Source organism: uncultured Stenotrophomonas sp. (genome assembly GCF_963519925.1).
GTDB classification, from domain to species: domain Bacteria; phylum Pseudomonadota; class Gammaproteobacteria; order Xanthomonadales; family Xanthomonadaceae; genus Stenotrophomonas; species Stenotrophomonas maltophilia_AE.
The window spans coordinates 20,754-44,570 of sequence record NZ_CAUQPH010000017.1 but is presented as its reverse complement, the minus strand read 5'-3'; the positions used below and the strand labels follow the sequence as shown (position 1 = coordinate 44,570).

Below are 23,817 nucleotides of genomic sequence, written 5' to 3'. Positions count from 1 at the left end.
CCGCGTGCGGCTCCGCAGCCTGCCCCGTGAGACCCGGAGCCGTAGGATTCGCCACCATGCTCCCGCCCGACTTCCACTGGCACGCCGTCGGCGGCGCCACCTTCGAACGCCCCTACTCGTTGCTGCTCGACGGGGTAGAGGTGGCGCGCCTTTTTCGGCGCGTTGGGGAGGAGACGTGGTGGATAAGCCTCAACACGCCCTGCTCGTAGCTGCTGCAGAGCCGATGCCGCCGATGTTCACTTGGTCGCTCCGGGTCCCACTCCGGGCCCGAGAGTGTTTCAGCCACGTCGGACGATGCCATGGCGATGCTTCTGGCTAGCGAACCTCCAACCTTGGAGGCCTACCGCGTAAACCGCGCCGTCAACTCGCCCCGGACCAACGCCGAAGAGCTGCTGCAGCCGGTTGCATGAGCGAGTGTGGAGCGCGCGGCAGTGTGGCGGCGAACCTTTCGGCCCCTATTCCGGAATTTTTTGGATGACCATCGGAAACAGGTAACTTAGGTAACCACGTCACCCGAAAGCCAGCTAATCACTTTTAAATCAATTAGTTATAGAGACATATCAAAGGTAATTTTAGGGTAACGTCGAGGTAATCTGATTACCTTTTCAGGAGGTAACCCAAGTCAAATACAAATTCCTTTGAAATCAATGACATTACTTCTTTTGAGCTCGGGCGTTACCTCAAATTACCGCTAGAGGTAACGCCCCGAAAGCCTTGGGGCACTAGGCGTTTGGAGTGATTTTTGAACACCGATTACCCCGTTACCTACTTCCGATGGGACTTCAAATAATTTGCGCCGGCATGGACCCTGCCAGCGACCGCCCCTGGGCCCCCGCACAGGCCGATGGGGCGCAGGATTTCGCAGGGTTCAACCCAGCTCGCGGCGAGGCACTAGCGCAAGCTGCGGCGGCCTCTGGCGGGGTGCTGAGGGGGTGCAGAAAAACAGGGGTACGAAGACCGCAGGCGTGGCGGGGAGACGAGTGCGCGCGCCCAGGGCAGCGAGTTCGGGCTAAGATCGTTAAATGATCAATCCTGTTCATCTTCGATCTCACACGTTGTTCCTTGGCCTAGCCCAGATGAAGGGCATTGGGTTCAAGACCATGCGTGAATGGGGTGGCCCCTTGGGTGTGGCCGACATGCAGGCTGAAGGCTCGCTACTTCCTCTGGTGGCATCCACCACAGGGATGGAGACTGGGGCGATCAAACGTCAGGCTATGGTGAAGGGGGTTGCTACGCATCGCCGCCTCCGGGAGTCGGCGGTCCATCTGATCACTCAAGCTGATGAGCGATATCCAAGGACGTTCCGAAACCTGCCCTTGGACAGCCAACCTTTGTGGCTCTTCTGCAGAGGCGATCTAAGCCTTCTTCAGCGACCATCAGTGGCGGTGGTAGGCACCAGGGATCCGTCTATCGAGGGAATTTTCCTGACCCAGTACGCCGCCCGCGCAGTGCAGGAAATGCATTCGCCACTCGTAAGTGGCTTAGCCTTGGGGGTAGATGCCATAGCGCACGAGACCGCGCTCTCTGCCAGCGTCCCCAACATTTCTATACTGGGCACGGGGATCTTGCGTCCTTATCCAGCGCGCAACTCGTGGATGGCGGATGCAATCGTCGCTTCGGGTGGGTTGCTGATTTCCGAATACTTCCCCGACGCGGAACCTGCAGCGGAGCAGTTTGTCTGGCGAAACAGGCTGCAAGCTGCGCTGGCAAGCTGCGTGATCGCTACGCAGTGGAAGAAGTCCTCGGGAACGGCGCACACCATCCGCTACGCCAAAAGCTTCGGGCGCCAAACGATCAACCTCGTACCGAACGGCATGTCCATCTCCCCAGAGCACGGGGTTGCCCAGACCTGCTTCGAAGTCCCGAGACAGCACACCGATTTTGTGCAATGCATGTCAGACGCCCTATCGCAGTGGCCGGACTTCAAGGCTACAGGGGCGAAAGAACGTGAAGCAAAGGTAGTGGAACAACCTCAACTCTTTGGGTGATCGAATGGCATTGAAGCTGATCCTGGTATCGGTCAAAGGAACGATCGTCAATCCAGAAAAAAAGGTTGTAATCCAAGTGGCGAAGCAACTCGGCGCGCTCGCCGCTGAACTTCATCAGCACGGGGTGAAGGTCGCGCTTTGGTCTAATCAAGCCTGGACATGCAACGGCCAGCCCTTGCACGAATACATCGCATCGATAGCTGGCGTTCCCATCTATGCGCACGGCTATCAATGGGACAACTCACCTGCGCGAAAGCGAAAGGATTCCGCCGCATCCATCCTTAACGTGCACGGCGCCAAGAGATACGAGACGATCCTACTGGGTGGGGGTGACGACGATTTCATTTGCGGCGTCAACAACAAGCTTCTACATATCCGAAGCGATTGGTACGGCCAGAATTCTGACCATGGTTTCCAAGTCAAGTCGGTCGAAGAATTTCGCCGGTTCTGTGTGCTCTTCGGTCTCCGGCAGCACAACCTGTTCTGGCAAGCGTCGGGATCTGATTGGAGCGCATCTACTGCCGGACCATTCTCAACGCAGATCCAAGCCTATGCGCTGTTCGGATTTGACGCCCGGGATGCAGCAAAGAAGGGCACTGGCCACCCGGATTTTTGGTTCTACATTACCGTGGCGTCGCTGTACTTCTCTGGGCTCATGGAGGATGTCGACTACATCTGCACCTACCCTGGCCACGACGCCGCTCCAAAGGTAATCAGCAATAGCGGGCTAGAGAGCATTCTTGCGCGACTCGGCAAGTGCACCAGGGCCGATTACTTTCACGATCTTGTAGTGCGGCACACGACCGCCCCAAAGAGCCAGTACACGAAAGCCGCGGATAGACTGTTCACCAATCAGCTGAGTACGATCAAGTTGAACAAGTATCCACACAGAAACTTGTCCGACACCCCGCGAAAGACACCGATTAGCCTGAAGGGGAAGAGGGTTCTGATTGTCGATGACATGGTCACGTCCGGACGAAGCATTGAGAGTGCTCGCGCCTACATCGCAGCGGCTGGGGCGAGCTCAAGGTTGTTTGGGTGGTTGAAGACGATTTCCACGTCGTATCTGGAATTACCCACGCCGCCGAAGAGTTTGAAACCTTTCGAGGCAAATACCTTCTCAAAGGAGCCACCATCTACTACTCATTCCTACGCAGGCGGAATCGTAGCGGCTGGCGCACCCACGGAGCTTGACGACATCTTGAAGCGATTTGTTGCTTGGAAACTTTGACGCCACTCGAAAGATGAGCCCAGCGCAGACTGTTCTCTGCACCCAAGTACCCCCGGCTGGATGTTGACGCCATAAGGAAGAAGGCTGCCCGGAGGCGGCCTTCTTATCGAGTGGATAACCTAGATCGAGCCTGGGAGACGGGCTTCCGCCACGCCGTGGTAGTGAGCGGTCATCTCAATGCCCGTCCACCCATACCCTTCAAGATCTGCTGCTAGGAGGGTGGTGCCCGAGCCGGCAAATGGGTCGAGAATCCGCCCCCCCTTCTCGCAGATCTGCACCAACTGGCGCATCAGCTCGGTGGGCTTGCCCGTCATGTGATGCTTGTCGGCCTTCCTCACGGCTTCGCGGATAACGCCCGGCAGCACAGGTGCACGTCGTGCGAGGGGCATGTTGCCCTTGCTGCCCCACACCACGTACTCGGCTTGGTTGCGGAACCGTCCCAACTGCGGCCGCACTCCCTCGGTCTTGTCCCACACCGCCACACCGCGCCAGGTGAACCCGGCGCACTGCAGCGCGTCGGTGGTGAGAGGCAGCTGTCGCCAGTCGGTGAACAGCAGGACGGGCGCGCCGTCCTTCAAGACGCGGTTGCACTCGGCCAGCCACAACCCCATCCATGCCAGGTGCGAGCGCTGGTCGCGTTCATCGCCGACGAAATCAGCGTGCAGCTGCTCCTTGCCGCCCTGCATGTACTTCACCTGCGGTGCCTGCTGCCGCGACGATGCGTGCGTGCCTCCGCTGGCGTACGGCGGGTCAGTGATGAGGGCGTCGAAGCTGCCGGCCGGCAGGGTCGGCAGGACGGTCAGGGCATCGCCGTGGATCAACTCGTTCTTCATGGGTAGAGCCTTCTTGGGGTCGCTCGCGGCGATCCGAGGGGAGGCTCTCGGCCTTCATGTGGTTCAGCACCCCGCAGCGGGGGCACTTGATCTGGATCTCATAGACGCCGCCGGCCTTGGCCAGCAGCTTGGCGCAGTCGCCACAACGCAGGTTCTTCATGCCACCGCCGGTGCAAGTTCAAAGGGAGCGAAGCGGATCACCTCTTGGCCCAGCCAGTCGTTGATCGCAGTGATTCGCGTCTGCAACGGTGCCAGTTCCATCGCAGCCCAGACCGTTGCCGCGTCGCGGATCGAGCCGAACCCCCCGCTATTCTGCGGCACTATGCCGAGCAGCTGCGGCGGCACGCGAAGCGCGGCCAGCATGTCGTCGCGTGTCACGCCTTTAATGTTGGCGAACTCATCCTTAGCCGCGACCTCGCTCACCGGGATGATCTGCAGGCCGTCCTTCTTGCCGTTGGGCGAGTGCACGAACAGGTTCCGGAAGTTACCCGGGCCACGCGCCGCCTTGAGCGCCTCGCGCAGGCCGGTTACGTCGGACGATTCCGCTTGCGAGTCGGTCAGGTACAGGATGAAGCCGGCGTGGGAGCCGTTGTTGTAGTACTTGCGGCGGAACAGCGTGGCCGACTCGTTGAGCAGCGCGGCCTGCACGGCCGGCATCCACTCGGGCAGGCCGTACACCTCTTGGTCTGCATCGGACTCCCGCAGCTGGTACACCTGGCCGGCCGGGAACTCATGCTCCATGCGGCCTGCACGCACCTGAAAGAACTCACCCTCCACGACCCCACGGCGCACGTACTGCGCCAGCGGCACGGCCAGGCTGTGCGCGGCGCCTGACAGGGCCTTGCGCCGCTCGACGTAGGCCATGCCAAAGGTGGTGTAGTCCAACGCCAGTTGCGCGAAGGTGGCGCGGCTCATGAGCTTGTGGGGGACGAACGTGCGGACCAGCATGTTGCGTTTGAAGGTCAAGCCACTCTGCAGATAGGGGTTGGCGCGGGTGGTGCGTGACAGCCCCTGCAGGTCGACCGGCGGCTCGTAGTAGCGCCCGTTGCGCCAGCATTCGAGGTAGTCGAGGATGCCGCGCGATTCAAGCACCGGCGTCGGCTCCCCGAACGTGAACGCTTCGATGGGCCCTGCCGGCGCGGTGACAGCGCTCTGGTCGGTGTCGATCATCAGAAAATCTCCATGGTGCTGCGGGCGGCGGCGCCGCCTTCGAGCGGTTCGTTCTGCAGGGCATGCAGCAGCGCCCACGCCAGATCGGCGTGGCCGGTCGTGCGCGAGCGCCCCGCCGTGTAGGTGGTCTGCCGGCCGCTGGCCGTGCTGGTCTTCTGGATGGCCAGCAGCGACTGGGTCATGTCGGTCCAGCCGGCGTCGTATTCCAGACGCTCGTTCTTGATGACATCGAACGCCTTGAGCACCAGCCGCGTTTTCACCTCGGGCGAGTAGCTGAAGGTGGTCAACCCGGGGAAGAACTGGCGGACCAGCTGGGCCACACCGGTGCCCATGCCGGTGGCGTCGATCCCGATGTAGGTGACCCAGTAGCGCTGGGTGACCTTCTGGATAAACGCCGCCTGGTCAGCGAAGTCCATGCCCTTGAACTGGTGACGCTCCAGCACGCGGAACTTGCCGCCTGGCACCTGCGGGGGCGCAACCACCACGATGCCGGCACTGTCGCCCGTCTCGGCCGGGTCGTACCCGATCCAAACCGCGCGGTCGCCATAGGGGCGCATGGCGAAGGGGCTGAAGTCGCCGGCCCATTCCACCCAGCTGTCGACCTGGCACGGCTGCAGCATGGTGAGTGGGAACACGCTGGCGCTGTCGTCCACGAATTCGCACATCAGCAGGTTGGCGAATTCCTCGGCGCTGTAGTCGCGCCGCAGCTCGGCCACGTCGAACAGGTCGCAGCCTCGGTCGGCTGCGTCGAGCACTGTGACGATCTGGCGCCAGATGGCGTCCTCGCACTGCCGGCCACTGCCGAGCCGCCCGTGGCTGACATCGATCGATACCTGCTGGGAGGTCGGCTTGCCCTTGTTGAAGCGCTCGCCCGTCCAGAAGTCATAGGCTTCGTGGGCCATAGTGGACGGCGTGCTGAAGTAGGTTTTCCGCCACTTCTTATGCATCGCCATGCCGCTGGCAACTTTATTCAGCTGGTTGAAGCCGTAGGTCCAGAAGAATTCATCGAAGTAGAAGTTACCGTGGTAGCCCTGCGCGGTTCGTGCGTTGGTGCCCAGGAAGAACAGCTCAGCGCCGTTGGCCAGTACGATGGGATCGCCGGTGAGGTCCCGATCCAGCACCTCGCGCACGAAACCACGCATGTAGCCGAGGAAGATGTGCGCCTGACTCTTGGATGCGCTCAGGAAGATCTGATTGCGGCCGCTGATCAGCGCGTCGATCAGCGCCTCGCGGGCAAAGTAGTAGGTGGCGCCGATCTGCCGCGACTTAAGGATCACGCGCGTGCGCTCGCTGCCGGCGCGGTACCAATCGTGCTGGTAATCGAAGCACCCGTCGAGGAACGCCTGCTGCAGCCGTTCCACTTCCTCTTCGCTGAACTCGTTCTTGCGGGCTTTCTTCTTCGGGCTGGCGTTGCGGTTGGCGACCGCTGGGTTCAGGTCCGTCTCGTTGCCACCGCCTTGGTAGCGCTGGATGCGGGCCTGCCGCTCCAGCTGCCGGTGCAGCAGGTCGATCTCTTTGAAGTCGCCGCCGGTCTTGCCCTCCTTGTGGATCAGGATGGCCAGCCGCGCCTCCAAGGCACCGCCGACACGCTCTACGGTATCGGCACGATCCCATTCGTCGCGCGCCTTCCAGCTGTGAACGGTCTTTTCCTTCTCACCGATCAGCTCGCAGATATCGCAGATGCGCCACCCCATCCAGTACAAGAACTTTGCCTGGCGACGGGGATCCACGTTGAGTTTTTCGGCTACGCTTTGCACCTCTACAGGTTGCCTGTCGCCTCGCGCGCGCGACAGTGAAAAACCTACGTAGATCATGTGCTTACACGCTCTTCGCGTTGCCGCAAAATTTTCCTCACCCGACCATGGGTCATCGCATCGACAACCGATGCGCACTGATACCAGCCGAGGGCGAGATGGCCAGCAAGACCGACAAGAAGCGTTCCCAGTTCTTCCGCGTGGCTGTCGAAGGCGCCACCACCGATGGCCGCGTCATCGAGCGCCAGCAGATCGTGGAAATGGCCGAAACCTACGACCCGGAGGTCTATGGCGCCCGGATCTGGATGGAGCACTACCGCAGCGCGTTGCCGGACAGTCCGTTCCGTGCCTACGGCGACGTGGTGGCGGTCAAGGCCGAAGAAGTCGAGATCGCCGGCAAGAAGAAGATGGCGCTGTTCGCCCAGGTGGACCCGACTGCTGACCTGGTCGACATGGTCAACGTGCGCAAGCAGAAGGTGTTCACCAGCATCGAAATTGCCCCGGAGTTCGCCGACAGCGGCAAGGCCTACCTGTACGGCCTCGGCGTGACCGATTCGCCCGCCAGCATCGGTACCAACATGCTGGCCTTCTCGGCCAAGAACCCGGAAGACAGCCCGTTCAAGGACCGCAAGCAGGCCCCGGGCAACCTGTTCTCCGAGGCGGCCGAAACCCAGATCACCTTCGCCGACGTGGAGCAGCCCGAGGCCCGACCCGGCCCGCTCGCCGCGCTGCTGTCCAACCTGGGCCTGGGCGCGAAGGCGAAGCCGGCGCCCGAGCCGAAGAAGGAAGAGATCGACTTCGACGTGGCCCAGTTCGCGAGCCAGCTGTTGGGCGCAGTGAGCGAGCAGGACGCGGCCATGGCCAAGCTGGAGCAGGACAACCGCAATCTCGGCGCCCAGGTGCAGAACCTCTCGGCACAGGTTGCCGGCTTCCACAAGAAGCTGGACGAAACCGCGCAGCCGAACACGCCGCGCCCCGTGGTCGCCGGTTTCAACGGCGCCAAGGCCAGCGAAGCAACCGACTGCTGATCGACCCCCACCCTTTTTCAAGATTCCCGGAGCAACCATGCGCACCGAAACCCGCCTTCAGTACGATCAGTTCACCCAGCGCGTCGCCCAGCTGAACGGCGTCACCAGCGCGGCAAACACCTTCGCCGTCGAACCCGGCGTCCAGCAGACGATGGAAGCCCGCATCCAAGAGAGCAGCGCTTTCCTGACGTCCATCAATATGCCCGGTGTGATCGACCTCAAGGGCGAGAAGATCGGCGTAGGCGTCAACGGCACCATCGCTGGTCGCACCGACACCAGCGGCAACGCCGAACGCCAGCCGGCCGATGTCACCGCGCTGGACAGCAATGGCTACGAGTGCGTGCAGACGAACTACGACACCGCTATCCCGTACGCCCGCCTCGACGCCTGGGCGCGTCAGCCGAACTTCCAGACCCTGCTGCGTGACGCGATCATCCAACGCCAGGCGCTGGACCGCATCATGGTCGGCTTCAACGGCACCAGCATCGCCAAGACCACCGACCGCGCAGCCAACCCGCTGCTGCAGGACGTGAACAAGGGCTGGTTCCAGAATTACCGGGAGCATGCCCCGAGCCGCGTCATGTCCGGCGGCGACACCCCGGGCACGGTGAAGGTGGGCGGCGCCGGCGCGGACTACGCCAACCTGGACGCGCTGGTGATGGATGTGGTGTCCACCCTGATCGAGCCGTGGCACCAGCAGGATCCGGGCTTGGTGGTCATCCTGGGCCGCAACCTGGTGCACGACAAGTACTTCCCCATCATCAACAAGGACCTGGCGCCGACCGAGCAGCTGGCCGCGGATCTGGTGCTGGGCACCAAGCGCATCGGCGGCCTGCAGCCGGTAATCGTGCCGTTCGTCCCGGCCAACGCCCTGATGGTCACCTCGCTGGACAACCTGTCGATCTACTGGCAGATCGACGGCCGCCGCCGTTACCTCATCGAGCAGCCGCAGAAGAACCGCGTGGCGAACTTCGAGTCGTCCAACGACGACTACGTGGTCGAAGACTACGGCCGTGGCGCCCTGGTCGAGAACATCGTGGTTCAGGACTGACGCCATGGCCAGCAGCCCCGCCAAGCGTCACCTGCAGCGCGTCCTGGCCGAACAGGCTGCGACCGCCGCTGCCGGCACCAACCTGATGGCCGGCACCACCATCTACCAGCAGATGCAGCTGCAGCTGGCCAGCGACCGCGCCCGCCTGAAACAGATCCAATCGGGCGAGGGCAAGGCCAAGCTCAAGGCGGTGCTGCTGCCGGAGTACTCCGACTACGTCGACGGCGTCTTGGCCGCCGACCAGGGCGGTGCAGACGACGTGGTGGCCACGGTCATGCTGTGGAACATCGATGCCGGCGACTTCGACCGTGGCTTGGACATCGCCGCCTACGTCCTGGCACACCGCATTCCCATGCCGGACCAGTTCAGCCGCACCACCGGCTGCCTGGTCGCGGAGGAAGTGGCAGTGGCAGCACTCAACGCCCAGAAGACCGGCGGTGAGTTCGACCAAGGCGTGCTGGATCGCGCGGTGGCACTGACCGAAGGCCACGACATGCCCGACCAGGTCCGCGCCAAGCTGCTGCTGGCCCGGGCACGTGGCCTGCTGCAGACCGACACCGAGCAACTGCCGCTGACGGCCGAGGCAGTCGATCTGGCCGTTACTGACTTGGTCCGCGCCATCCAGCTGCACGATTCGTGCGGCGGCAAGAAGGATCTGGAAGGCGCCCAGCGCCTGCAGAAGAAACTCGCGGGCAACCAGTCCAACGACTGACCCGCACAACGAGCGTCCCCGCGACCCCGCCGGCTCGGGGCCGATCACCAGGCTTCTCTCCCCTGGTGTGACGCCCCGACCACCGGCGACTTATTGAGGCCACCATGAGCAGCTTCACCGCCAACGCATCCCCCAGCCCGCAGCAGCATCCGATCACGGCCGGCCCGTTCTGGCCGGAGATCGACGTGTCGGCGGTGCGGGAGGCGATCCGCATCACCGGCGATGTCACGCCGGCGCGCATGCGTAGCGTGGTGGTTGGCGCCGTGATGTCCGTCACCCGTGAGCTGGTCGACTACCGGGTCGCCCAGGAGAAGGCCGGGCACGCGCAGCTGTCGGACGTTCCGTCCGACCAGGTCGATGGCGTGTCCCAGCTGGTACAGCTCTACCGGCAGGCGGTGTACTGCGCCACCGCAGTTGTGCTGCATGAGCGGTACCGCTCGTACGACGCCACCGCACAGGGCAACCAGCGCGCCGATGACCTGACGCCAACCATTGATGAGATCCGGCGCGACCAGCGCAATGCCATCAGCGACCTGTTGGGGCAGCGGCGGGTAACGGTGGAGCTGATCTGATGCGTGTGGTGGCCATGCAAGGCGACACCATCGACGCGCTGTGCCACCGGCATCTGGGCACCACCGCCGGCATGGTTGAACAGGTGCTGGCCTTGAACTACGGGATCAGCCTGCATGGGCCGGTCCTGCCACAGGGGACCGTGGTGGTCCTCCCCGATGTACCCACCCCTTCCGCCGGCGCCGTGACGCGCCCCTTGATCCAGCTCTGGGACTGATGATGACCGAACCCACCTCCACCGGAAGCATGGTTGCACTGGCCACTGGCGTCGGCCTGGCATCGCTGCTGCCCGGCATTGATGCAGACGCCTTCATCGGCGCCTTCGCTGGTGCCACGTTGTTCGTTGTGTCCGCCAAGGATCTGTCGATCTGGAAGCGGCTGATCTACCTGGCCATCAGCGTGGTGGCCGGCTACCTGGGCGGTACCGAGGTCATGCGTCGATTCGATGTCGCCTCCAGCGGTCTGGCGGCGTTCTTCTGCGCCGCCACGATTATCACCCTGACCTTGGCCCTGATCGAGCGCAGCCGCACCGCCGATCCGGCCCGCCTGCCGCGTGGAGGCACCGATGGCTGAGTTCCTGAGTACCGGCACCTTGTTGTGCTGCCTGGCCATCTGCGTGCGCCTGCTCACCTACCGCCCGGCGGAGGGCGCGCGCCACCGCCACGGCGTCGCCTGGTGCGCCTGGCTGCTGATCGCCGCCACGGGCGGCCAAGCCCTGCAGATCATCCTGCAGGGCGCCAAGGCGCCCACCAGCGGCTGGCAGCTGATGCTGCTGGTCGTCCTGCTGGTTACGACCTACCGGGCGCGCGGCAACGTGGCCCACCTGTTCGGAGTGGATTGACGATGATCACCGCCGCCCAGCTCGCACAAGCGATGCAGTGCCCGCTCACCCGCGCCCAACGTTGGGCGGAGCCGCTCAATGCCGCCATGAAGCGGTTCGGGATCTCCACCCCGCTCCGTGCCGCCCACTTTCTGGCACAGCTGGGCCATGAAAGCCTGAGCCTGAGCCGCGTGGAAGAGGGGCTGAGCTACAGCCGCGAGCGCCTGCTCGAAGTGTTCGGCAAGTACGTCAGCCCGAGCGAGGCGGCTGGGTTCGTCCACCAGCCGGTCAAGCTCGGCAACCGGGTCTACGCCAACCGCAACGGCAACGGCAGCGAGTCCAGCGGCGACGGGCACCGCTATCGCGGGCGCGGCCCGATGATGCACACCGGACGCGGCAATTACCGGCGAATGGGCCTGCTGATCGGCCAGCCGCTCGAAGAGCAGCCTGCGCTGCTGATTGAGCCGGAGACCGGGGCCATGGCCGCAGCCGCATTCTGGGCGGACAACGGCCTCAACGCCCACTCTGACCAGCGCGACGTGCTGGCTGTGAGCCGGGTGGTGAACCTGGGCAACGCCCGCTCCCGTGCCACGCCCAACGGCTTCGCCGACCGCACGGCCCGCCTGCAGCGCTGCATGACCGCCTTGGGGGTGCGCTGATGCTGTACCGAGCCATCGCCCTGGTCGCCTTGGTGCTGGCCGTTGCCGGCTTGGCTACCTGTCAGCAGCAGCGAATTGGCCGCGCCATCACCGAACGCGACGACGCCAAGGCCGACCTGGCCGCTGCCGAATCCACCAATGCCGCCCTGGTGCGCAAGCTTCGGCTTGCCCAGGACACCACCCGCACCGTGACCGAGTACGTGGATCGCGTGCAGGTGGTCCGTGAGCGCGGCACCACCATTGTCAAAGAGGTTCCCGTCTATGTCACTGCGAATGCTGATGCTGCCTGTACTGTGCCTGTTGGCTTCGTGCGCCTCCACGACGCCGCAGCGAGCGGCGACGCCCTCGCCGGAGCTGCCGGAGATCCTGATGCGCCCGCCGCCGGCGTTACGCTCTCTGCCGTCGCCGAAACCCTCGCCGACAACTACGCTACCCACCACGCCACCGTCGCCCAGGTGACCGGCCTGCAGCAGCTGGCGCGGCAGCTGCAGAGCGCGCTGCAGCAGTGTGACGCGCGATGAAGAAGCCGCAGCAGCTTCGCGATCACCTGATCGCCGCGATTCCGGCACTGGCCGACAACCCCGACCGCCTGCTCATCTTCGTGGAAGGCGGCGGCTTGACTGGCACCTACAGACCGGGACTGTGCTTCGAGTACCGGTACACGTTGGAGCTGGTGTTGACCGATTTCGCTGGCGCTCCGGAGGCGGTGATGCTCCCGCTGCTGCAATGGCTCACCCGCCATCAGTCCGAACTGCTGGCCAACCCTTCCAACCGGGAAAAGCTCAGCTTTGAAGTCGATGTGCTGTCCGATGACCTGGTCGATCTGGCGATCAAGCTTCCGTTGACCGAGCGGATGAAGGTCCACCGCGATGAGCAGGGCAACCTGCAGCTGCAGCACCTGGCTGAACCTGCCACCGAAGGCGAACACGCCGACACCCTCGCGGGCGGTGCGTTGTTCGATGCTGGCGTGCTGGTGGCTACTCTGCCCGCCATCACCGCATGAGCGAGGACCTGCAGCAGCTGGAGACATGGGCCGCACCCCTGCTGCAACGCTTGCAGCCGGCCGAACGCAGCCGCCTGGCACGTAAGGTTGGCTTGGGGCTGCGCCGCGCTCAGCAGAAGCGCATCGCCGCCCAGCAGAACCCTGACGGCTCCCCTTACGCCCCACGTCGCACGCCCACGCCACGCCGCGCGAAGGCCGGCCGGATCAAGCGCGGGGCCATGTTCGCCAAGATCCGGCAGGCGCGGCATCTGCGCGTCCGCACCAGCCCCCAGGAAGTGACGGTCGGCTTTGCCGGCCGCGTCTCGCGCATCGCCCGGATCCATCAGGAAGGGCGCTCGGATACGGTGGGCTCAAACGGACTGAGGGTCACCTATCAGCGTCGCCTGTTGCTGGGCTTTACCCAAGCCGATGAGCAGCTGGTACGCGACCTCATCCTTGACCACCTGGCCGGGCAATAGCGTAGACGCAGCCGCTACACGTCACCCCCGCCGGACACGCGCGCGCGCGATGCGAAGCTGGAATTACCCCTCCAGCCGGTGCCGCCGTGTCTACGTTTACCGCCATCGAAGTCGACAAGCTGCCGGCACCGGACATCTTCGAGCAGCGAACCTTCGAGTCGATCTACGCCGAGCGCCTGGCTGAGTTCCGACGACTCTGCCCCGAGTACACCGCAATCGTTGAGTCCGACCCGGTCATTAAGATCCTGCAGGGCAGCGCCTACCGCGAAATGCTGCTGCGTGAGCAGTTTAACCAGCGCGCACGTGGCCTGATGCTGCCTTACTCGCAGGGCGCCGACCTGGACAACCTTGCTGTCCCCTACGGCGTGCAGCGAAAGCTCGTCACGCCCGCGGATCCGGAAACCGGCGCACCGGCGCGGTACGAGAGCGACGAGGATTTCCGCCGCCGGATCCAACTCGCTCCGGAGGGGCTGTCCGTGGCCGGGCCGGAAGGCTCCTACATCTTCCATACCCTGTCGGCGCACGTGGACGTGTTGGATGCCAGCGTGCACAGCCCGTCGCCGGGCGAAGTGGTCGTAACCGTGCTGTCCCGCCTCGGTGACGGCACGCCTGATTCCACCCTGCTCGCCTCCGTCGAAGCCGCGCTGCTCAACCGCAACGTTCGACCGCTGACCGATCACGTGACCGTCGCCGGCGCCCAGGTGCTGCCGTACGAAATCCGCGCGGAGCTGACCACGTTCAATGGCCCTGACAGCGGATTGGTCATCGCCGAGGCCAACAGGCGCGTGGAGCAGTTCCGCAGCCAGTCTCAGCGCCTTGATCGGGACGTGCCCCTGTCGGCGCTCTACGCGGTCCTGCATGTCGAAGGCGTACAGCGCGTGAGGCTGATCAGTCCCACCGCCGACATCGCCGTCAATGCGCAATCTGCGGCCTTCTGCACCGCCGTTTCAGTTGAGCACGTGGGCACCAATGACTGAGCACCGGTCCCTGCTGCCGCCCAATAGCACTGCGTTGGAGCGGGCGCTTGAAGGCGCCGATGCCCAGCTTGGTGACATTCCCATGGTCCACCACATGCTGTGGAACCCGTGGACGTGCCCGGCGCAGTTCCTCCCGTTCCTGGCGTGGACCGTCTCGGTCGACACCTGGAGCAGCGATTGGCCTGAACACATCCAGCGTGCGCGCATTGCCAGCTCCTTCCAGATCCAGCGCCACAAGGGCACCGCCCAGAGCATCGCGGATGTTGTGGCCAGCTTCGGCGGTCAGGTCCAGATCCGCGAATGGTGGGAGCTGGACCCACCGGGTCAGCCACACACGTTCGAGCTGCTGCTGACCCTGAGCGGCCAGAGCGGCCAAGAGGCCACCGCCGCCTTCATTGACCAGGTAATGGCCGCAGTCAACCGCGCAAAGCCCGTCCGCTCGCATTTCACCTTCACACAGGGCATCAACGCCGAGGGCGCCATTGGCGTGCTGGGCGTGGCCCGCCTGCTCACCTCCACCCGCCTGCAGTTGGCGGCGAGCGAACCGTAGGAACCACACCATGCCCGTGCCACAGATCACCATCACGCCTGCCGGCTTCGCCGCCATCGTCAACGCCGAGCACACTGGCACCGCGCCGGTGAAGCTCACCCACGTGGGGCTGACCCCGCAGCACTTCGACGTTGTGACGGTGGCCACGACGCTGCCCGGGGAGGCAAAGCGCCTGACCACGTTCGGGGGCCAGGCCGTCTCGGCCGATACGCTGCACCTGAACGTCCGCGACGACACCGCCGATGCCTATACGCTGCGCGGCTTTGGCCTATACCTGCAGGACGGCACGCTGTTCGCCGTCTACTCGCAGCCGGCGCCCATCATGGAGAAGGCGGCAGCGGCCACCATGCTGCTGGCTACAGACATTCGGTTCGCAAAGGTCAACGCCACCAGTATCGAGTGCGGCGATATCGACTTCGTAAACCCCCCGGCTACGACCACGCGCGCCGGCGTAGTCCGGCTGTCCACGGATCAGGAAGCCGATGCAGGAAGCGATCCGGCTACCGCGCTGACCCCGCGCGGCCTGGCGGGGTACATCAACCGCCGGTTTGGCAACGGCGCCCCGAGCGTCTTTGTGAAGGGGCTTCTGGGTCTGGCCACGGCCGCGCTGTACCGGACAGAGCTCGGTTTGAAGGGAGCGGCTTTGCGGGACGAAGGCCACGGCAACTGGCTCAACGCAGACCTGCTCGACGGCGCGCACGGGGACTACTACCTCGACTGGCGTAACTTCACCGGGGTTCCCAACCTGTTTCCGCCCAGCCCACACAGCCATCCATGGGACGGCATCACCGACAAGCCGAACACCTTCCCGCCGTCTGCGCACACGCACGCGGAGTACTTCAACAAGCAAACCGGTGACACGATCAGCGGGATCCTGTCGTTCTCCGTGCCGGCCTCGGCGGACATCGATGCGGCGCGCTTTATCTCGGTGGGCGAGCGCGGCTCGACCGGCGAAAACCGACGTTTGGATGTCTGCCTGGCGGCCGGCACGGGTGTGAACGGCCGTGAGATTGTTTTCCGTGGGATCCTGAACTCGAAATTCCGCTTCGAAACGCCCCTTGCGGAGTTCAACGGATCCATTTCTGCCGGTGGCAACTTGAGCGCCGCTCACATAGGCTCTACTGGTGGCATCGCAGCTGCGACCAGCGTAACGGCCGGTGGCGTGATGCAGGCCGGCAGCGAAATCGTTTCGCTTGGCAATGGCGTCACCTCGCGCGGCGTTGGCTCTGGCTTCTCGATGGTGGAGCGTTCGGACTACGGCGTGACCTGGTCGTTATACGCCAGCGGTGGTTCGATCAACCTGTGGAACAGCGTCTACGGCAATGCACTCTCCGTTACGCGAAACGGCAACGTAGCTGCGGCCGGCGAGGTGACCGCAACGAGCCTGAAGACGCCCGGCGATCTAACTGCCGGTGGCAGTGCGCACTTCGCCCAGGCGTGCGTCCGCGCAACCGCCGGCACCGCGACGAATGCCGGCTACGTTGCGTTCTACACAACGGACGGCACGCGTCGCGGTTATGTCGGCTGGAACGACGGGGTAAACAAGATTCAGTACAGCGCTGAGAACGGGTTTGGCGGACATGCGTTCGTCGGCACCGTCTCCGCTGGCGGCGGTTTCGACTTTGGTTCGTCGCTGAAGCTGAAGGAACGTATAGGCGAAGTCCCCTACACCCTCGATGACCTCGCGCGCATCGACGTATTCATCGGCACGTACAAGGCCGAGTACAACGATGACGGCCGGCAGCGCATCTTCCAGTCTGCTGAATCCCTCGCCCAAGCCGCACCGGAAACCGTTGACGAAGAGGGCGTGTACTTCCGTGGCGAGAGTGTTGCGTCGCTGAAGATCGATCAGGTTCAGGCGCTGCAAACTCACTTCCTCCAGCTACTGGATACGGCTCGGCGCAAGCACGATGATGAAATCGCCGAGCTGCGCGCAGCCTTCGAAGCCGTAAAGCGGGGCCGGTGATATGACCAGTGGGTACCGATTCCAAGGCGCTGATTTCGATGACCTGTTCGACGCTGACGTGATGGGGGACGGGCCTACTGCCGCCGGCCTTCGGCGACAGGGAGGCTCGCCGCTGCGCTACGCCCATGTCCGGTATGGTCAGAGGCGTCCAGATGTCGGCTATCGAATCGGGGGGCAGGACGTGGCAACCCTGTGGGCCGCGAAGGGCACGGCGGCCTACTCGCTGCCGTTTAACGGGATCCGTTTTGCAGCGCATGCTGCGGCAAAGACCAACAGTTCAGGCTCTGCTACTGCCTCGATTCAGATCGTCCTGGCGTCTGACGGCAACTACACCATCACCTCGTCCGTAGTTGGCGGCGGCCTGGGCAGCAACACGGTTGTGGACCAAGGCCGATGGCTCCCGACCGGGGCATCCGCAGCTGAATACCAGGTCCAGTTCGCGGCAGATGGTCTCGGTAGCGCCAACTTCTCCACGAGCGCAGGCGGCTTCACCTCACTGACAAGCAGTCAGTCTGGAAGCGTGTCCGTATCTGTCCCCGCTGCCTCCGCCGAATACCGGAATGCGGTTGCGAACGTCTACGTGAGGCTGGTGCGCGCAGGGGGTGCAGTGCAGCAGACGGTGTTCTACGCGTCGGTAACGGCAGTGGGCTGGTACTAGCCCGCGCCGTGTAGCTCTTGCGGCTACATCTTGGCCCACGTGCGCGCGCGAGGCGTCGCAAGGACCATGGGCGCATGGATAGCGCTCTGCCCCAACAGCTCAACAACATGCTCCGCGACGGCGTGGTTACTCAGGTCGACCACGACGCTCGCGTGTGCCGTGTGCAGACCGGCGAGGCCCATACCGACTTCATTCCCTGGCTCACCACGGCCGCAGGCGAGATGCGTGTGTGGGCGCCACCCAGTGTTGGCGAGCAGGTGAAGCTGCTATGCGGCGACGGCGACTTGGCCAACGCGGTGGTGCTGCGCGGGCTGTACAGCTCCCAGTACGCGGCACCGTCCTCCAATCCAGATGTCGTGCTGAGCCATTTCAAGGACGGCGCGGTGATCAGCTACGACGCCGCTACCCACGCCTTGTCGGCAGTCCTGCCCGGTGGCGGCACGGTCGCTGTGCAGGCGGACGGGGGCGTCACCATCACCGGGCCGGTCACCATCGTTGGCGATACCGAGATCACCGGCCAGGTCAAGGTCAACGGCAAAGCTGTGGTGTCCGAGGACGTGGTGGGTGGCGGTATCAGCCTCAAGCAGCACAAGCACAGCGCCGTGCAGCCCGGCGGCGGTACCTCTGGTGCGCCGCAGTGATCGGCATGGACGCCCGCTCTGGCGCGTTCAGCGACGACACCGCGCACCTGCGCCAGTCCATCGCAGACATCCTCACCACCCCCATCGGATCGCGCATCGAGCGCCGTGAATACGGCTCGCTGCTGTCGGAGCTGATCGACCAGCCCTTCAACGATGCAACCCGGCTGAAGCTGTTTGGCGCCGCCGCAACTGCGCTGCTGCGTTGGGAGCCTCGAATCCGGCTGACTCGCATCGGCCTCACCCGCGCAAATGAGCCCGGCACGTTCGTGCTGGATCTGGACGGCCAGCGCGCCGTTCCCACCGGCGCATCCCGCACCACCCGTCTGTCCGTCCCGCTTCGTTTCCGCACCCCATAACCGCAGGAGTCACCATGGCCACCGACTATCACCACGGCGTACGTGTCATCGAGATCAACGGCGGTGTCCGCCCGATCCGTACCATCGCTACCGCCGTCATCGGCATTGTTTGCACCGGCGAGGATGCCGACGCCACCCTGTTCCCGCTCGACCGCCCGGTGCTGCTGACTGACGTGCTGGGGGCTATCGGCAAGGCCGGCACCGCCGGCACCCTGCGCCCCACGTTGCAGGCCATTGCCGACCAGGCTAACGCCATCACGGTTGTGGTGCGCGTGGCCGAGGGCGTGGACGACAGCGCCACCACCGCCAATGTCATTGGTAAGAAGGACGGTGCGACCTACACCGGCCTGCAGGCGCTGCTGGTGTCCGAAGCCCAGGTCGGGGTACGGCCGCGGATCCTCGGGGCGCCGGGGCTGGACACCCAGCCGGTGACCGCTGCGCTGGCCGTGATCGCCAAGAAGCTGCGGGCAATGGCCTACGTCAGCTGCGCCGCTAGCGCCTCGGTCCCGGAGGCAATCGCTTACCGCGCGCAGTTCAGCGAACGAGAGCTGATGCTGATCTATCCCGACTTCGTGGCCTTCAACACCGCCGATGCGACCACCGGCATGGCCTTCGCCACGGCGCGTGCGCTCGGCCTGCGCGCCATGATCGATGAGCAGCAGGGCTGGCACAAGTCGCTGTCCAACGTGGCCGTCGCCGGCGTGACTGGCATCAGCCGGGACGTCCATTGGGACCTGCAGGATCCGGCTACCGACGCCGGCATGCTCAATGCCGCCGATATCACCACGCTGATCAACTCCAACGGCTACAAGTTCTGGGGATCGCGCACCTGCAGCGATGAGCCGCTGTTTGCCTTCGAGACCTCCACCCGCACGGCGCAGATCCTGGCCGACACCATCGCCGAGGCGCAGTTGGTCTACGTCGACAAGCCGCTGCACCCCTCGCTGGTGCGCGACATGCTCGAAAGCATCAACGCCAAGTTCCGCGAGCTGGTGAACGCCGGATACCTGCTCGGAGCCACGGCCTGGTACGACGAGGGCGCCAACCTGCCCACGCAGCTGTCCAGTGGTCGCCTGGCCATCGACTTCGACTACACCCCGGTGCCGCCGCTGGAGAACCTGCTGCTGAACCAGCGCATCACCGACCGCTATTTCGCCGATTTCCCGACCCGCATCAGCGGCTGACGCCGCACTGAGGAACCTGTCACATGTCCATGCCCAGCAAACTGAAGAATCTCAACCTGTTCAACGATGGCGAGAGCTATCTCGGCCAGGTGACCGAGTTCAAGCTGCCGACCCTGACCCGCAAGATGGAGGAATACCGCGCCGGCGGCATGCTCGGCCCCATCGACGTGGATCTGGGTCAGGAGAAGATCGAGGCCGAGTGGAAGTGCGGCGGTCTGATGCGGCAAGTGCTGCGCCAGTACGGTGCGATTCGACACAACGCCGTCCAGCTGCGATTCGCCGGTGCGTATCAGAGTGAAGACAGCGAAGCCGTCGATTCAGTTGAGATCGTCCTTCGCGGCCGGCACAGCGAAGTCGACGCCGGCACCGGCAAGGTCGGTGACGACACCGAATTCAGCGTCAAGACCTCGGTCAGCTACTACAAGCTGTCGATCAACGGCCGCACCGAAATTGAAATCGACATGGTCGGCATGGTCTTCATCGTCGACGGCGTCGACCTGCAAGCCGCGCAGCGCCGCGCCATCGGCTACTAATCCTCGGCCCGACAGACGCCGGGCCCTAACCCTGAGAGAGATCCCGTGAACGAACTCAACGCCTCCCTGCCCACCACCGAATCGCTTGACCGCGCCACGCTCGCCCTGGGCGATGGCCTCGCCGGCGCCCTGCATGTCGCGCAGACCGCCCCGCGCGACGAAGTCCACGCTCGCGTAGGCGAAACGCTTGCAGCTGCCGTGGCCGACTCGGTGAGCCACATCAACCCGCAGCCGGGGGTCATCGAGCTGGAAAGCCCGATCCGTCGCGGCGACCAGGTGATCAGCAGCCTGACCTTGCGCAAACCGGACGCCGGCACCCTGCGAGGCATCAAGCTGGCCGAACTGCTGCAGATGGACGTGGGGTCGCTGACCATGTTGCTGCCGCGTATCAGCACGCCCACTCTGACCGCCGCCGACGCCGCCAAGCTCGACCCTGTCGACCTGGTGTCCATCGCTACCGAAGTGGGCAATTTTTTCTTGCCGAAGGCGCAGCGGGAATCCCTGTCTGCGTAGAGGACTTCATGGCCGATATCGCGGTGGTGTTTGCGTTTTCGCTCACCGAGCTGTCGGCCATGTCCCTCGCCGAATTGGTCGAATGGCGCGAGCGCGCCGAGTACGTAGCGGAGCAAACCAGTGATACAGTTCGCGCATGGCCACCCTTATCGCCACCATCTTTGCCCTTTGCCTGCTGGCTGCGGTTGGCGTGCTGCTGGTGTGGGCACTGAGCGCGCTGTGTCGCTTCCTGACCGCGCTGCTGCCCGATCCCAGCGAGAATCCCTCGCCGTAAGCGGCCATCAGGTTGTCATCGCATGAGCGGTGGCAACCTTCGCCTGCATGTAGTCCTGCAGGCCCTCGATCAAGCCACCGGCCCGTTCCGCAAGGTGCTTGCCGGCAGCAAGGGCCTGTCCGCAGCCCTCCAACAGCAGCAGGCTACTCTGCGTCGCCTCAACGCCGCCCAGCGTGACGTAAGCGCCTTCCGCCAGCAGCAGGAAGCCACGCGCGGCACTGCCTTGGCCCACCGCGAGGCGCAGGAGCGGGTCCGGCAGCTGGCCACGCAGCTCGCTGCTACCGCCGCGCCCACGCGAAAGCTCAACAACGAATTCAAGCAGGCCAAGGCCGCTGCCGGCCTGCTCAAAACCCAGCACCAGCAGCAGGCCGTAGAGCTGCAACGCCTGCGCGGTGGCTTGGAACGTGCCGGCATCAGCACCCGACAGCTGGGCACCCATGAGCGCAAGCTGCGCGGCGATATCGCCGCCGCCACTACCCAGATGGAACAGCAGCGCGCCCGCCTGGCGTCGCTGGACGCGGCTATGGCGCGTAGCCGGAAGGTCCACAGCGCCGGCATGAACGCAGCCGCCCACGGAGCGGGCATCGCGTTTGCCTCCATGGCCGCGCTGCGGGTGCAGGGCTTCCCCATCGCCCAGGCCATGACGTTCGAGTCGGCGATGGCCGATGTGAAGAAGGTGGTCAACTTCGACACGCCTGAGCAGTTCCAGCAGATGAGCCAGGACGTGGAGGATCTCTCGCGTCGTCTGCCCATGGTGCCGGCCGATATCGCCAAGATCGTTGCTGCCGCTGGCCAGGCGTCGATCCCGCGCGAAGAGCTGGTGCGCTTCGCCGAGGACGCGGCGAAGATGGGCGTGGCCTTCGACACCAGCGCCGAAGAGGCTGGCCAGACCATGGCCACCTGGCGCACCGCCTTCAAGATGGGCCAGGACGATGTGGTCGTGCTGGCCGACAAGATCAACTACCTGGGCAACACCGGTCCCGCCAGCGTCCAGAAGATCAGCGAGGTGGTGAACCGCATCGGCGCGCTCGGTGAGGTGGCTGGCCTGGGCAGTGGCCCGCTGGCCGCGCTGGGCGCCACCGTGGCCGGCATGGGCATCGAGTCCGAGGTGTCGGCCACTGGCATCAAGAACATGCTGCTGACGCTGTCCTCCGGCGACGCTGCGACCAAGAGCCAGATCACCGCCTTCAAGAAGCTCGGCCTCAACGCCAAGGACATGGCCAATGCCATGCAGAAGGATGCAGGCGGAGCGATTGTGGGCGTGCTGGAGAAGCTGAAGACGCTGCCCAAGGCCGAGCAGGCCGCGACGATGACCCAGCTGTTCGGGCGCGAGTCCATCGGCGCCATCGCCCCCCTGCTGACCAATCTGGAGCTGCTTAAGGGCAACTTCGACAAGGTCACCGACGCCCAGAAGTACGGCGGCTCGATGGGCGCCGAGTACGCCGCGCGTGTGGCCACCTCCGAGAACGCGCTGCAGCTGCTCAAGAACAGCGCGCTGGTGGTGGCGCAGTCCATCGGCAAGACGCTGCTGCCCGACTTCAAGGCGTTGGTGGACCGAACCGCCCAGGTCATCGGCAAGGTCACCGAGTGGGTGCGCGCCAATCCGCAGCTGGTGGCCACCATCGCCAAGGTCGTGGTGGTCGGCACCGCGCTGGCCACCGTCCTGGGCGGTCTGCTGGTCGCCGGCGGCGTCGGCGCCATGGCTCTGACCCAGATCCACAAGGCAGTGGCACTGCTCAGCGGCGGCGGCGGCATTGGGCGCCTGGTTGGCCAAGTGGTTTCGCTCGGCGGCCGGGCATTCCCGATGCTGCTCAACGTCGGCCGCATGCTGTTGCCGCTGCTCGGCGGCGTCAGCGCGCCGGTGCTGGCCATCGGCCTGGCCATCGGCGTGGTGGCGGCGTTGGTGTGGAAATACTGGGGGCCGATCAAGGCTTTCATGGTCGGCGTGTGGCAGGGCGTGATGGACGTGGTCGGCCCGATCATGACCGAGCTGATGGCCGCGCTCGAACCACTGGCGCCGGTGTGGGACATGGTGTCCAGCGCCATGGGCCAGGCTTGGGGGTGGGTGCAGAAGCTGTTCGCACCCTTCGCCGCCACCAGCGAGCAGTTGCACGGTGCAACCGACGCCGGCCGCGGATTCGGGCAGATCCTGGGCACGGTGTTGACGGTGAACCTGCGGATGGTCGTCAAGGCCATCGGCTGGCTGGTCGCCGCGTTCACCACGATCCTGCCGATCATCCAGAACGCGGTCGGCGGCGCCTGGCAGTACCTGCAGGGCGCATGGAACATGATCGTAGGTCTGTTCACCGGCAACGGCGACCGGATCCGCACCGGCCTGACCATGATGTGGCAGGGCATCAACCAGGTGCTGATGGGCTGGCCAGCCAGCATGATGCAGGCCGGCATCGACATGATCACCGGTCTGGTGGGCGGCATCACCTCCATGGGGGGCGCGGCGCTGGACGCCGTGTCCGGGATCGCTTCGGGCATCACCAGCAAGTTCAAGGGCATGCTCGGGATCCACAGCCCGTCGCGTGTCTTCGCGCAGTTCGGCGACTTCACCATGCAGGGCCTGGCCGGCGGTCTGGACCGCAGCCAAGGCGAGCCGCTGCAGCAGGTCACCAGCCTGGGCGACCGAATGAAGCAGGTAGGCGCCGGAATCGCGCTGGGCGCCGCTTCCATGCCCGTCGTCGCCGGCGGTGCGCCGGTGGTCGCGCCGGGGGCTGGAACGGCCGCAGCGGCAGGCTCCGGCGCTGCCACCTACCACATCAACGTCACGGCTCCGGCCGGCGCCGACGCTCAAGCCCTTGCTCAGCTGATCCGGCAAGCCATTGATGACCACGAACGCAGCAAGGCCACGCGCCAAGGCTCGCGGCTGAGCGATTGAG

28 protein-coding genes are annotated in these 23,817 nt (G+C 64.7%); 24 read left to right on the top strand and 4 right to left on the bottom strand.

Annotated features, from left to right (window positions below; translation table 11 throughout):
• Nucleotides 1-1,022 precede the first annotated feature (1,022 nt).
• Both RWO33_RS05680 and RWO33_RS05675 read left to right on the top strand, forming a co-directional pair.
• The gene (locus RWO33_RS05680; RefSeq protein ID WP_314102993.1) at nucleotides 1,023-1,988 is read left to right on the top strand and encodes a DNA-processing protein DprA; all 966 of its coding nucleotides are present in this window, start codon (nucleotides 1,023-1,025) and stop codon (nucleotides 1,986-1,988) included.
• 10 nt (nucleotides 1,989-1,998) lie between these two features.
• Nucleotides 1,999-3,219: a phosphoribosyltransferase family protein gene (locus RWO33_RS05675; RefSeq protein WP_314102990.1), complete on the top strand. Its 1,221-nt coding sequence runs from the start codon at nucleotides 1,999-2,001 to the stop codon at nucleotides 3,217-3,219.
• Between the two features lie 119 nt (nucleotides 3,220-3,338).
• Here the strand turns inward: RWO33_RS05675 and RWO33_RS05670 are convergent, their stop codons facing one another.
• The 4 genes from RWO33_RS05670 to RWO33_RS05655 are packed head-to-tail and all read right to left on the bottom strand — an operon-like array spanning nucleotide 3,339 to nucleotide 6,979.
• On the bottom strand, nucleotides 3,339-4,052 hold the full coding sequence (locus tag RWO33_RS05670; protein WP_314102988.1) for a site-specific DNA-methyltransferase: 714 nt from the start codon (nucleotides 4,050-4,052) through the stop codon (nucleotides 3,339-3,341).
• On the bottom strand, nucleotides 3,970-4,212 hold the full coding sequence (locus RWO33_RS05665) for a Com family DNA-binding transcriptional regulator (protein ID WP_314102986.1): 243 nt from the start codon (nucleotides 4,210-4,212) through the stop codon (nucleotides 3,970-3,972). Before RWO33_RS05665 ends, RWO33_RS05670 begins: the two co-directional genes overlap by 83 nt.
• A complete protein-coding gene (locus tag RWO33_RS05660; RefSeq protein ID WP_314102984.1) occupies nucleotides 4,209-5,222 on the bottom strand; it encodes a phage portal protein in 1,014 nt (337 codons plus the stop codon). The genes RWO33_RS05665 and RWO33_RS05660 overlap by 4 nt, the downstream gene beginning before the upstream one ends.
• Entirely contained in the window at nucleotides 5,222-6,979 is a 1,758-nt protein-coding gene (locus RWO33_RS05655) for a terminase ATPase subunit family protein (RefSeq protein WP_314102982.1), read from the bottom strand. The genes RWO33_RS05660 and RWO33_RS05655 overlap by 1 nt, the downstream gene beginning before the upstream one ends.
• 155 nt (nucleotides 6,980-7,134) lie before the next feature.
• On the opposite strand from RWO33_RS05655, the gene RWO33_RS05650 reads away from it, so the two are divergent.
• The 22 genes from RWO33_RS05650 to RWO33_RS05545 all read left to right on the top strand — a co-directional run bounded on the left by RWO33_RS05650 (nucleotide 7,135) and on the right by RWO33_RS05545 (nucleotide 23,816).
• The gene (locus RWO33_RS05650; protein WP_314102980.1) at nucleotides 7,135-8,004 is read left to right on the top strand and encodes a GPO family capsid scaffolding protein; all 870 of its coding nucleotides are present in this window, start codon (nucleotides 7,135-7,137) and stop codon (nucleotides 8,002-8,004) included.
• A gap of 37 nt (nucleotides 8,005-8,041) precedes the next feature.
• Complete coding sequence (locus RWO33_RS05645; RefSeq protein WP_314102978.1) at nucleotides 8,042-9,055, top strand: phage major capsid protein, P2 family; 1,014 nt, start codon at nucleotides 8,042-8,044, stop codon at nucleotides 9,053-9,055.
• Nucleotides 9,056-9,059: 4 nt separating this feature from the next.
• On the top strand, nucleotides 9,060-9,767 hold the full coding sequence (gpM, locus tag RWO33_RS05640) for a phage terminase small subunit (protein WP_314102976.1): 708 nt from the start codon (nucleotides 9,060-9,062) through the stop codon (nucleotides 9,765-9,767).
• Between the two features lie 104 nt (nucleotides 9,768-9,871).
• Nucleotides 9,872-10,339, top strand: a complete 468-nt coding sequence (locus tag RWO33_RS05635) for a head completion/stabilization protein (protein ID WP_249833576.1) — start codon at nucleotides 9,872-9,874, stop codon at nucleotides 10,337-10,339.
• Entirely contained in the window at nucleotides 10,339-10,554 is a 216-nt protein-coding gene (locus RWO33_RS05630) for a tail protein X (RefSeq protein WP_249833575.1), read from the top strand. The genes RWO33_RS05635 and RWO33_RS05630 overlap by 1 nt, the downstream gene beginning before the upstream one ends.
• Nucleotides 10,555-10,556: 2 nt before the next feature.
• On the top strand, nucleotides 10,557-10,910 hold the full coding sequence (locus RWO33_RS05625) for a putative holin (RefSeq protein WP_249833574.1): 354 nt from the start codon (nucleotides 10,557-10,559) through the stop codon (nucleotides 10,908-10,910).
• Complete coding sequence (locus RWO33_RS05620) at nucleotides 10,903-11,178, top strand: phage holin family protein (RefSeq protein ID WP_282244850.1); 276 nt, start codon at nucleotides 10,903-10,905, stop codon at nucleotides 11,176-11,178. The genes RWO33_RS05625 and RWO33_RS05620 overlap by 8 nt, the downstream gene beginning before the upstream one ends.
• Nucleotides 11,179-11,180: 2 nt before the next feature.
• Nucleotides 11,181-11,816 (top strand): glycoside hydrolase family 19 protein, encoded by a 636-nt coding sequence (locus RWO33_RS05615; protein WP_314102969.1) that lies wholly within the window; start codon nucleotides 11,181-11,183, stop codon nucleotides 11,814-11,816.
• Nucleotides 11,816-12,337 (top strand): hypothetical protein, encoded by a 522-nt coding sequence (locus RWO33_RS05610; protein WP_314102967.1) that lies wholly within the window; start codon nucleotides 11,816-11,818, stop codon nucleotides 12,335-12,337. Before RWO33_RS05615 ends, RWO33_RS05610 begins: the two co-directional genes overlap by 1 nt.
• A complete protein-coding gene (locus tag RWO33_RS05605) occupies nucleotides 12,334-12,819 on the top strand; it encodes a phage tail protein (protein ID WP_314102965.1) in 486 nt (161 codons plus the stop codon). Before RWO33_RS05610 ends, RWO33_RS05605 begins: the two co-directional genes overlap by 4 nt.
• Entirely contained in the window at nucleotides 12,816-13,277 is a 462-nt protein-coding gene (locus tag RWO33_RS05600) for a phage virion morphogenesis protein (RefSeq protein WP_314102962.1), read from the top strand. Before RWO33_RS05605 ends, RWO33_RS05600 begins: the two co-directional genes overlap by 4 nt.
• Nucleotides 13,278-13,363: 86 nt before the next feature.
• Nucleotides 13,364-14,254 carry a baseplate J/gp47 family protein gene (locus RWO33_RS05595; protein WP_314102960.1) on the top strand — a complete coding sequence of 297 codons (891 nt, stop codon included), beginning with the start codon at nucleotides 13,364-13,366 and terminating at the stop codon, nucleotides 14,252-14,254.
• Entirely contained in the window at nucleotides 14,247-14,804 is a 558-nt protein-coding gene (locus RWO33_RS05590; RefSeq protein ID WP_314102957.1) for a phage tail protein I, read from the top strand. The genes RWO33_RS05595 and RWO33_RS05590 overlap by 8 nt, the downstream gene beginning before the upstream one ends.
• Before the next feature lie 10 nt (nucleotides 14,805-14,814).
• Nucleotides 14,815-16,770 carry a hypothetical protein gene (locus tag RWO33_RS05585; RefSeq protein ID WP_314102955.1) on the top strand — a complete coding sequence of 652 codons (1,956 nt, stop codon included), beginning with the start codon at nucleotides 14,815-14,817 and terminating at the stop codon, nucleotides 16,768-16,770.
• A 181-nt stretch (nucleotides 16,771-16,951) separates the two neighbouring features.
• The gene (locus RWO33_RS05580) at nucleotides 16,952-17,428 is read left to right on the top strand and encodes a hypothetical protein (RefSeq protein WP_314102952.1); all 477 of its coding nucleotides are present in this window, start codon (nucleotides 16,952-16,954) and stop codon (nucleotides 17,426-17,428) included.
• 74 nt (nucleotides 17,429-17,502) lie between these two features.
• On the top strand, nucleotides 17,503-18,069 hold the full coding sequence (locus tag RWO33_RS05575; protein ID WP_314102951.1) for a phage baseplate assembly protein V: 567 nt from the start codon (nucleotides 17,503-17,505) through the stop codon (nucleotides 18,067-18,069).
• Nucleotides 18,066-18,425, top strand: coding sequence for a GPW/gp25 family protein (locus tag RWO33_RS05570; RefSeq protein WP_314102948.1), 360 nt, complete (start codon nucleotides 18,066-18,068; stop codon nucleotides 18,423-18,425). The genes RWO33_RS05575 and RWO33_RS05570 overlap by 4 nt, the downstream gene beginning before the upstream one ends.
• 14 nt (nucleotides 18,426-18,439) lie before the next feature.
• Nucleotides 18,440-19,609: a phage tail sheath protein gene (locus RWO33_RS05565; protein ID WP_314102946.1), complete on the top strand. Its 1,170-nt coding sequence runs from the start codon at nucleotides 18,440-18,442 to the stop codon at nucleotides 19,607-19,609.
• Nucleotides 19,610-19,632: 23 nt separating this feature from the next.
• Nucleotides 19,633-20,142, top strand: coding sequence for a phage major tail tube protein (locus RWO33_RS05560; RefSeq protein WP_314102943.1), 510 nt, complete (start codon nucleotides 19,633-19,635; stop codon nucleotides 20,140-20,142).
• A 219-nt stretch (nucleotides 20,143-20,361) separates the two neighbouring features.
• Entirely contained in the window at nucleotides 20,362-20,655 is a 294-nt protein-coding gene (locus RWO33_RS05555) for a phage tail assembly protein (protein ID WP_314103073.1), read from the top strand.
• Nucleotides 20,656-20,663: 8 nt separating this feature from the next.
• Nucleotides 20,664-20,867 (top strand): GpE family phage tail protein, encoded by a 204-nt coding sequence (locus RWO33_RS05550; RefSeq protein ID WP_314102940.1) that lies wholly within the window; start codon nucleotides 20,664-20,666, stop codon nucleotides 20,865-20,867.
• Between the two features lie 84 nt (nucleotides 20,868-20,951).
• Complete coding sequence (locus tag RWO33_RS05545; protein ID WP_314102937.1) at nucleotides 20,952-23,816, top strand: phage tail tape measure protein; 2,865 nt, start codon at nucleotides 20,952-20,954, stop codon at nucleotides 23,814-23,816.
• Nucleotide 23,817: the final 1 nt, after the last annotated feature.